Source organism: Paenibacillus sp. JCM 10914 (assembly GCF_001315105.1).
GTDB lineage: Bacteria > Bacillota > Bacilli > Paenibacillales > Paenibacillaceae > Paenibacillus_AQ.
This window is the reverse complement of the sequence record NZ_BAZR01000057.1, coordinates 1-9,831: the sequence shown is the minus strand read 5'-3', so window position 1 is coordinate 9,831 and position 9,831 is coordinate 1. Positions and strand designations below refer to the sequence as shown.

Annotated in this window: 5 protein-coding genes, 2 pseudogenes and 1 CRISPR repeat array; all 7 genes and pseudogenes read right to left on the bottom strand. The window is 44.1% G+C overall.

Features of this window, described 5'->3' with window-relative positions:
- Positions 1-231 precede the first annotated feature (231 nt).
- Positions 232-522 carry a CRISPR-associated endonuclease Cas2 gene (gene cas2, locus JCM10914_RS27800; protein WP_023967446.1) on the bottom strand — a complete coding sequence of 97 codons (291 nt, stop codon included), beginning with the start codon at positions 520-522 and terminating at the stop codon, positions 232-234.
- Between the two features lie 10 nt (positions 523-532).
- Complete coding sequence (cas1c, locus tag JCM10914_RS27795; RefSeq protein WP_023967444.1) at positions 533-1,564, bottom strand: type I-C CRISPR-associated endonuclease Cas1c; 1,032 nt, start codon at positions 1,562-1,564, stop codon at positions 533-535.
- Positions 1,561-2,217 (bottom strand): annotated as a pseudogene (gene cas4 / locus JCM10914_RS27790) (CRISPR-associated protein Cas4). The gene cas1c and the pseudogene cas4 overlap by 4 nt, the downstream one beginning before the upstream one ends.
- The gene (gene cas7c, locus JCM10914_RS27785) at positions 2,207-3,064 is read right to left on the bottom strand and encodes a type I-C CRISPR-associated protein Cas7/Csd2 (RefSeq protein ID WP_023967440.1); all 858 of its coding nucleotides are present in this window, start codon (positions 3,062-3,064) and stop codon (positions 2,207-2,209) included. The pseudogene cas4 and the gene cas7c overlap by 11 nt, the downstream one beginning before the upstream one ends.
- Positions 3,065-3,075: 11 nt before the next feature.
- Positions 3,076-5,004, bottom strand: coding sequence for a type I-C CRISPR-associated protein Cas8c/Csd1 (gene cas8c, locus JCM10914_RS27780; protein ID WP_023967439.1), 1,929 nt, complete (start codon positions 5,002-5,004; stop codon positions 3,076-3,078).
- Complete coding sequence (gene cas5c / locus JCM10914_RS27775) at positions 5,001-5,720, bottom strand: type I-C CRISPR-associated protein Cas5c (protein WP_023967437.1); 720 nt, start codon at positions 5,718-5,720, stop codon at positions 5,001-5,003. The genes cas8c and cas5c overlap by 4 nt, the downstream gene beginning before the upstream one ends.
- 38 nt (positions 5,721-5,758) lie before the next feature.
- A pseudogene (cas3, locus tag JCM10914_RS27770) lies at positions 5,759-8,184 on the bottom strand (CRISPR-associated helicase Cas3').
- A 219-nt stretch (positions 8,185-8,403) separates the two neighbouring features.
- A CRISPR array of direct repeats spans positions 8,404-9,831; the repeat unit is 32 nt; unit sequence ATTTCAATCCACGCACCTGAGTAAGGTGCGAC.

Here is a 9,831-nt window from a genome sequence, read left to right as displayed (position 1 = left end):
GACACGGTTTCTTTTGTGACGATAACCATGTGAGGTAATTTCAATCCACGCACCCATACAGGGTGCGACTCCGATTTTTAATCAAAACGCATCAGAAAATCGGATGTAAATCAAAATAACGTTAAGAAATTAATGCTTTTGGGGAAATTCCCCTCTCTTCATTTACTTTATCTGTAATTTTCCTGGTGCGAATCCCCCAGAGAAATCATGTTCACTTCACATTCGCACCAACTATAGAATCAGTAAGCCTTCCATGTCCAATGACTTCTTAATACCGATATGCTCCACCTTATTCTTGTAATTATTGCCGATTTGATAAAAACGGAGGCTATCCTCTTCCTTATCCATCGTATCGATTAGTTTTCGCTTAAGGACTGTGTACTCTGTTGCGTCCACAATGCATTCAAATACAGAATGCTGGACGCGTTGGCCATAATCTTGGCATATTTTCGATATTTGTCTTAATCTGCGCTGTCCTTCACTACTCAGTGTACTGACATCATAGGTAATGACAACCAGCATTTATATTCACCTACTTCCACAGAAATGGCGGGTATTCATCCAGATCGTTACGCAAGTGCCGGGCCAATAACAAAGACTGAACGTGAGGTACCAATCCCCATGAAATCTTCTCACCTAGATAAGGATGGGTTATCTTTTCTTGCTTTTTACTCTGCCAGGCAGACAAGAATTTTTTCCGACCGTCCACGGTTAGAAGAACGGCTCCGTTTTCTTTTTGAAGAAAGTCCTCCTTGGTCATCACCTTCTTGTTAATTAACGAAATCACAAAACGATCGGCATAAATTCCACGCAGTTCTTCCATAACGTCAAGCGCCAATGATGCTCTTCCCGGGCGATCTCGATGCAAGAAGCCGATATATGCATCCAATCCTACACCTTCTAATGCCGCAGTTACATCATTAGCAAGCAAAGTATAAGCAAGGGAAAGCATCGCATTTACATTATCCAGAGGTGGTCTGCGGGAACGAGTTTTGAAATAAAAATCCTCTTTTTGCTGTAAAATCATATGGTCAAACAGTTGATTGTAAGTGAGCGCCGCTTGCCCTTCCAGCCCACGAAGCCGTTCCAAATCTTCGCAATCTCGGATCATTAGCATGATGGCGGAAAGATGCTGTGAGGCAGCCTTAAAACGTTCGACATCAATTCGAAGCGGATAATCCCGCGTCATCCGTTCAAGCATCCACTTATGGTTGTATATCTTGCCTACAATAAAATTTCGGGCAATGTTGGCTGATAATTCAGGATCATTTGATAGTATGCTTTGTTTTTTTCGCAGCACGACATTTCCTTTGCTCTCTCCTATGACCCTAGCCAAAAATCTACCCGTCATACTCATGAACGTAATTGAAATATTTCGTTCCGCACAATATCCCATCAATGCAGGACTCGCGCCCGTGTAACCAAAAGCTACGATCGACTCCAGATTGTGTAATGGGAGCCTTCCCAATTTCTCCTGCTCTTTAAGTAGGACCACATTATCTCCATCTAGCGAAAGGTATACGTCTGGCTGCGTAACGAACAGCGTATTCAACAATTTCTTCATTCCCAAATTTTCCCTTCCACATAACTGCGTACGGTACGCTTGTTAGAATCTGTGGCAAACAAAGTGATTGCAGGGAACAACTTTGACAATAGGAACCGGTTTTGACCTTTGGTGTATGCCTTCGTTCGTAATAATCGTACATTTCACCAACCACATGTTTCACTCTATCCTTTATTTGCTCTGTTAGTTGAACTTCTGTCCTATGCTTTATTTCATTGTAAAACAAATATCCATACTCGATGCGACAGAGCAGCATCTCTTCAAGACACAACGCCTGAGCTGTCAATTGTAATATGTCAGCTTCGCTAATCTTTGGTTTACCTCTCTTATACTCGACTGGATAAGGTAGATATGTACCTTCTGCACCATGTAGAGATATACCTTGGTCATTCCGAATAAACTCGACTACATCACATATCCCGGAAATTTTAAGTTCCTGGGACTTCACAGGCATCCCACGAACGATTAGCTTATCCCCGCGTTTTTCGCGAGTAAAGCTGATCTGCTTTCGTGTGAAGATGTTGACCTTCTACCGTTTTGACATTTTCAGCCCATTGCTGTTCAATGTGAATCAATGCCCACTGCCGCTTACAAAAATCAAAATGTTGAATACCGGACAGCATTAGATAATCTTCTTCAGAATTAGCGTCCATCCAATACTTCAGCCTTTAATCCATCTAACTCGTATAGCTCAATGGCATAATCATCAAAAGATTTCGGTTCTTCCGCTTTTGGTCTAACTTGTAAGGATCGATGCACTTTCGCAGAAGAATATTGACCAAGTTTGGAATGATGCTTCCACCAGTACACCTGATGAACTTCCATGCTGCCCTCTGGTCTCGCAGAAGACAGGTCATTCTCAAACAAAGAGATCAAACTTTCTTTAATCTTCTCGGCGTCTTCATTCGTAAATCCGGTCTTCTCAGCAAGTTGTGTATTAATGCTGCCATAGAATACATATAGTCCAAAATCAACCCGATGCTTCATGCCCATGGTATCAGATCCCCGCTCTTTGCCTGGTTCCGAATTGACACTCTTCGTAATTTGCATGCTGCTAATATCGATTGGGTCAACACTGCGAGCCGTATGAATGGAAACGGGGCCTCTAACGCCAACCGATACGCCGCCACCAGTCCCTTTGAAGGCAAACACCTGACCAAAACCACGTACATCGATCCATTCCTGACAAGCAATACTCGCAAATTGCTCGCTGGAGATGGATTTGGATTTCATAAGTTGACGAAGTTCCGAATTGCCATCTGCGCGTTCACGCAAACTGCCAAACTCATCAGCCTTCCGATCATTGGACTGCACGAAAATAGATTCGCCCATATCCTGCAATCGATTTCGAATCTTTCGTTTAATCGCTACATCGGAAATCTCGCCATAACCGTCATAGTTTTGTCTTGGACGGTTTCCATTCAACGGATCTCCATTAGGGTTAGCGTTGTTTACAGACAAGATTACGGCGAAATCAATTTTTTTATCCAAGATGCTCATGATATCACTCCTTAATTATCGATGGTTTCTTCCGTCGTTACATCTTCCGGCGCATCCTTCTTCTGATATAGCGCGTGACGTTGGCTATAGTAACCTAGAAGATATTTGCCAGACAGTGCTTTATTATTAAAATCTTCTGATTTGAATTGATGACCAATTTCATCAATGATCCTCGTCCAATACGTGGCGCTCTTGCCCAGTCGAGCCTGATATGGCTGCATCGCGGCTTGGATCACTTGCCAAGTTCGTTCAGGGTGCTTCGCAAAAGCATTCATATAGCGAATAGCATTGGTTGCGCGTTTTTCATCACCTAACGCTCTTCTTTCAAGCACATCTGCCACGGCAAGCATCCGTCCGAACAAATAACTCCGATCGTCATTATCCAGTTCCAATGCCAATTCGAATCCCTCCTGTCGATCCATTAAATCCTTATTAATTAGCGCACAAGCAATACTTAACGTCTTCTCCCATTCCCAGATTTCCATAGAGACAGGATTCGAGGCGCGTTGAAAAACACTATTGATAATATCCTTCGGAACTCTTACACCATCTATAATGCAAGGAAGCATTCGTTCCATTAATCCTTTCACGAGTCTATCGTCAGCTCTTGGTCCATATGCTGCGAAGGCAATATCCCGAGTGGCCGGCGCTCCGTAAAAGGGAATGAATTGTCCTTGATCGTTCTTGCGATATCGGTGAAGCCATGCGCATGAAGTATGCCATTGGAGTAGCTTGTTGAAGTAAATCTCCTTATCCATGTTCCGATAATAGAGGACCGCCATTCGACCTGTCGTTGCCGAGTCCAATACAATAATGTTTACCCGTGACTCGATGTTTGCCGAAAGCGACTGTAATTTATTCCGGTATCCGTCTAAGGATTTAGCTAATTCGCTTGCTACCCCTTCTTTCAAATCGGACTTGATTACCACTGCTGGAATCTCTTCAGGATCCAGGCTGAACGTATCTTCGGTCGGTTCAGGTACAAACAAAGCATCATTTCCCCATACAAGAAAGACCCGCTCATCGATGATCTTGGCTTGAAGGTTAATCAGCCATTTCAGCGCATTATGTGCTTTTTGGGATACTTCATAACTAATATTTGCAGCATCTTTACTGTCGATGAACCGCCCTCTGAAAGTAAAACCGGACGTATCATTGGCAGATATTAATTTTGCTTTATCGGCAGCGTTACGGATTTTGTTAGCGTGACGTTCTGTGCTTGGTTGTAATCTTCCTGTCACATAGCAAACATCTTCGTCTCCTAACCGCTCCTGATAATATTGAAGGAAGGATGAGTACATTTCAGCATCTTTCCATACTTTTGTTAAGATACGGTCTGGTGAATGAACCGTGAATCGAATGAAGGCACTGGATTGATCGCCTGCTACGGCACCGAAGATCGCGGGTCTTACTGGAAATAACTCTTCATAGACGGAATCCCATTTTTCGATCAGTTTCTGCTCTCTATCGACAGCTAAGGTATTCTTGAACGCGACAAGGTCTCGAATTAAAGTTCTTTTGCTTAAATAATGGTATATGCTCTTAACTTTAGGGACTGCATATTTTGATTCAGCCCAATTTTGGAGCTCCTGAATATAAGTCTCGAATGGCTCTGCTCCCTTTACCTTACCGCCATAACTCACAAAGTCTCCCGCCACATAGATCAATTTGTCATGTAGAGGATATGGGGCAATAACGGATCCTGCACGACTTGATGATTTTTCAGTAGAAGGAATTAACGTACTTGATTCTTTTTTATCCACAATGACTTCAGCCGAATGAAACTCTCCGTCTTCCGTAACTAGTACTTCGATATGCGCGTTCTGCGTCGTGTGCGAGACAGGCAGCAGAGTGAACTCCCGATCATTCTTGAACTCCGGTTCACCGACCCTGTCTAGATTCGACTCATAAGTCTCGTACAAATTTAACAGCCAGCTCATGCTTGTTCCTCCCCTCCGATACTGGCCCATAATTGATCTGCTGATTCGACATTAGAGGAATCAAACGATTTTGGCATCATGTCTGATATCACGCGAACCTGGTTGCAATCTTCTGGTCTAGGGAATTCGATAATCCCATTCCTCATGACTGGATTCCACAACCGAACCTCCAATTGATTCCTCCCGGTCTCATCGGGATAGTTCAATCCATGGACCATAGTGCCCAGATGGATCTCACCATAGTTATCGTAGAAACTTTCTCCGTCATCCAATTCGCACGGCTCTACGTATGCTTGACATTCTCGCGTTCCCAGGAAAATATCGCGACGACCGCCCGCTTGAACGCTGCGTTTAAAGATATTATGATGCTTAAATTCGTTGCGATCGTAGGCCAGATCAGGGCGATTCATGTTGAATTCAAAATGAGCGGATACCCGATATTCCACATCTTTGAGATATGTATAGTTCGCCAATGTGTTACCCCCACCATATTCAATCGGGCGAACCCCTTTGGATTCCATGCGGATCGGCTTCATCACTCGAATGCGATCGACATACATGATGAGAGTGGGCTTCCAATAACAGCTTTCCACGATTCCTTTAATCGCTTGGTATGTCGGTACCTGATAGCTCAGTTTCTCTCCACCTATCTTCGTAAGTGGATCAGTAAACAGTGCATAGTCGCCATAAACCCGAAACTCTACCGAATTTCTCATAGTTTCACCTCCTTTCAGTGTAGAAAACAAGACTCACTCTAGTACAAAAGCTCACCCGACCAACTTTCGTTCTCGACATCCATACCAAACTCGTCGTTATAAGCCCCATCCTTGAGCACCAAAACCTTGCCATCCAAACAGGATTCGAGGCCCCCGCTTCGATCCAATCTTCTCAGTTCATGTTCAAAAAGGTTGACAGTATAGGCTTGGGCTCTTCGCATCAACTTCGTTAGATCTTCAATTCTTCCCGCACCGTTAAGCTCTGCAATAATCTCTTTACCATCCTCATAAGGAACCAGAACCGTCTTGGCCGGACTATCAATCACTCGAAAATGCTCAGCTGCAGTACGATAGCTGTTCATCAGAAATTGAGGAGGTCTTGCCTTATTTTGATTCTGGTATTCTTCAAGATATTTATTGTAACGAGGACTCGCAAACAGAAGCGAGGTCATTGAGATTCCAAGCTTGGGAATTCTATAGTCTAACTCTGATTCAGATTCGGAGTAAAACTCCTGAAAGTACCTTTTCATGGCGGATATGGAGAGCGGACTTCCTCCGTATAACTCTGGCTGATTTCTGAGATCAATCAGGATTTTTCGCGTAATTCTCTTCCCTCGATTGACTTCCGTGAGATGCTTCAGATTCTCTTCTGTATGATCAACGATATAAACCTGCTGCAAATCGTGTTCCCCGTGCCGATTGCATCGGCCGGCTGCTTGTGCGATCGAATCTAATCCCGCTAAAGAACGGATCACGCATTCAAAGCTCACATCCACACCAGCCTCGATTAACGCCGTGCTGATACATATCACCTTTTTGCCCGCTTGCAGATCTTCCCTCATAGATGCCAATTTTACCTTGCGGTGTGCAGCGCACATGGATGTGCTTAAATGATACAAAGTAATTTCACCATCAGTGTTGGCTGCCTTCATCTCTGAATAAAGATTTCGCACCACTGATTTGGTGTTAAGTATGATCAGGATGCTGTTTTTTTCTTGAAGTAGCTGCTGGGTTAGATCCAATATGGTTTGATTGGTCGATGATTCATTAGAAGCAAGGTCAACTAATTGTACTCGTTTAAAAGCCTCTGTCACATGATCCAAGTCTTGTATGATCTCCCCATCTGGGGCGATATTCAACTTATGCTTTACAAAATCCAGCGCAGGTTGAGTAGCCGTACATAATAAAATGCTTGAACCGCCATATGCACTCAAAAAATTCAGGGCTTCATTAAATAATGAGATACAGGGGGTCGGCACCTTCTGCACTTCATCAAAAATAAGAATAGACTGGCTTAGATTATGTAGCTTCGTGCGCTTTTGCTGCCCTTTGCGAAAAACACTTCAAGAAATTGAACCAGCGTAGTGAAAATAATCGGGACGTCCCAATTGTCTTTGACCAACTTCAGTTTTTGCTGGACATTCATGATCCCGTCATTATACTCATCGTCATCCTCAAGTTCTTCCACAACATTCGAATGATGTTCCAGAATATGTTCTCCATCCTGGAGAATCCTCCGAACTTCGGCGGCATTCTGTTCGATAATTGTAGTGAATGGCAGGATATAGATAATCCTTCTCTTGTTAGTATTTAGGGCATGTTTTAAAGCATATCGAAGGCTAGCCAATGTTTTGCCACCCCCCGTTGGGATGGACAACGTATAGATTCCAGATGGCTGCTCGGCAAACCGATCGCATTGTTCCGACATATGTCTGCGGAGAACAGGGATTGGCATTTCTGCATTCGGATGTTGCTTGTAGCGTTCAAGTTCAGTCATTAACTTCTGATAATATTTAGCAAACAAATTCGACGGTTCAATAGGATCTGGGAGTAACTTCCTGTTTTCTTCGAACTCCCGCGTATTGGTTCGGTCCGCATCAATTAGAGCGCTAAATACGTATTTAGACAAAAACATCATCTTAACTTCGCTATTTAACGTGGAACTGATCTGCCGAAAACGATGTAATTCCTCTACTGCACGATCCACATAATCATAGAAATTCCGCTCGTTCATGACACTTTCAAAGAACAACTGGACGCTTTTGTCGAATTCATCAATGTCCTGCTTATCTCGGACACGATACAAATACTTCAACTCAAGATCAGGACTAATGTAATCGTGAAGATAAGAATGATGCGATATAATAGCATTGCCAACGATTTCGGCAAGAAGACCTTTCTCCTTGGTATGGAATAAATGATATAAAAGGCGTCCCCCGGCGGTTGAGTGATCAACGCTACCTTTTCTTGGAGGAGCATCGGGGTTTTGTACGGCTTGTAAGATGTAACTCCTGAATTTGTCCGTGAACTTCCCCATATCATGAAGCATCCCTGCTAACCCCGTAATATGCTGCACACCAATGACTGAACCATACTGCTCAGCAAGCGACTTCACTTCAAGTAAATGCTGTTCTACCGTTTGAATTTGTTGATCTGATTCTCGGATATGGGCAATATAATGCAACTCCATTCCCCCATCTCAAACATAGTCCTAAAGATATATAATATAATTCTCTAGACCCACCCCCACTTCCTTCCTCTTCTTCTACAAATTTTCCATCTTTTCACGTTATTTCGATAATTATTGCAGCTAACTATTGAACAACAAAAAAGCACTGATCCGGTTGAGAGATCAATGCTTTAGTTCGTTCTTGGCGTGATACTTCAATTATAGGGTGTGAACGATTCAATCCACGCACCTGGGTAAGGTGCGACAGGCATCCAGTTCCTGTGAGCGGTATTCATATCCATTTCAATCCACGCACCTGAGTAAGGTGCGACTTCTACGGCCTGCTGTGTCGGCTCATGGTCACTATTTCAATCCTCGCACCTGAGTAAGGTGCGACTTCCTCGCAGTAAATAGTTCCGCGTTTGATTACGATTTCAATCCACGCACCTGAGTAAGGTGCGACAATGAGTCGCATAGCAAACCGAAGAAATCCGAAATTTCAATCCACGCACCTGAGTAAGGTGCGACTAGTTCTCGCTTTGATATTCCTTTACTTTCTAATTTCAATCCACGCACCTGAGTAAGGTGCGACAGGTAACAATAGACGGTGTATCCGTCGAGACGCAATTTCAATCCACGCACCTGAGTAAGGTGCGACGATGCGGACAGCAGCATGAGCGTTGGCTTTGTACGTATTTCAATCCACGCACCTGAGTAAGGTGCGACCATACAGCTCGTTATGTCTGATTATTTCGATATATTTCAATCCACGCACCTGAGTAAGGTGCGACTGCAAGCACAGCTTGCCGCGATGCAGTCCAGTATATTTCAATCCACGCACCTGAGTAAGGTGCGACGCAATTGACGGAGAAGCAGCTCGTCGGATCGATCAGATTTCAATCCACGCACCTGAGTAAGGTGCGACCGCGATATGAACTCGAAATGACGCCGGATTTACCGATTTCAATCCACGCACCTGAGTAAGGTGCGACCGGGAAAGCCAATGCCTAATGATGCAGGCCGGTATGCATTTCAATCCACGCACCTGAGTAAGGTGCGACAAGTTCATGGCATCAATTCAGCGAAGACCATACAATTTCAATCCACGCACCTGAGTAAGGTGCGACTAGAGAGAAATAGGAGGGGTTAATGATGGTCATGGATATTTCAATCCACGCACCTGAGTAAGGTGCGACATGGCACCGTTAAGGGAGGCCTTGAAGATCAAGTATTTCAATCCACGCACCTGAGTAAGGTGCGACTATGGCCTGGATACGGCGCTGGTGCGGTTTACCGTATTTCAATCCACGCACCTGAGTAAGGTGCGACTCGGTCTAAGCGCACTTCATCACCTCTTCTATATATTTCAATCCACGCACCTGAGTAAGGTGCGACAAGACGATGACGTCAAACCAAAACGGTTGTGGTGATTTCAATCCACGCACCTGAGTAAGGTGCGACGATCAATCTGCTGTTGCGGTGGTTGCTGCTGATATATTTCAATCCACGCACCTGAGTAAGGTGCGACACTCGTTGGGATGCGGCAATAGATGATATTGCGGTAATTTCAATCCACGCACCTGAGTAAGGTGCGACCCATACTACCTGTGCCCCTTGTCTGTAAAATTTCATTTCAATCCACGCACCTGAGTAAGGTGCGAC

Bases quoted from the DNA above. Each gene is read 5' to 3' on its own strand.
- cas2 (WP_023967446.1), bottom strand. From the start codon at position 522: ATGCTGGTTGTCATTACCTATGATGTCAGTACACTGAGTAGTGAAGGA.
- cas1c (WP_023967444.1), bottom strand. From the start codon at position 1,564: ATGAAGAAATTGTTGAATACGCTGTTCGTTACGCAGCCAGACGTATAC.
- cas7c (WP_023967440.1), bottom strand. From the start codon at position 3,064: ATGAGCATCTTGGATAAAAAAATTGATTTCGCCGTAATCTTGTCTGTA.
- cas8c (WP_023967439.1), bottom strand. From the start codon at position 5,004: ATGAGCTGGCTGTTAAATTTGTACGAGACTTATGAGTCGAATCTAGAC.
- cas5c (WP_023967437.1), bottom strand. From the start codon at position 5,720: ATGAGAAATTCGGTAGAGTTTCGGGTTTATGGCGACTATGCACTGTTT.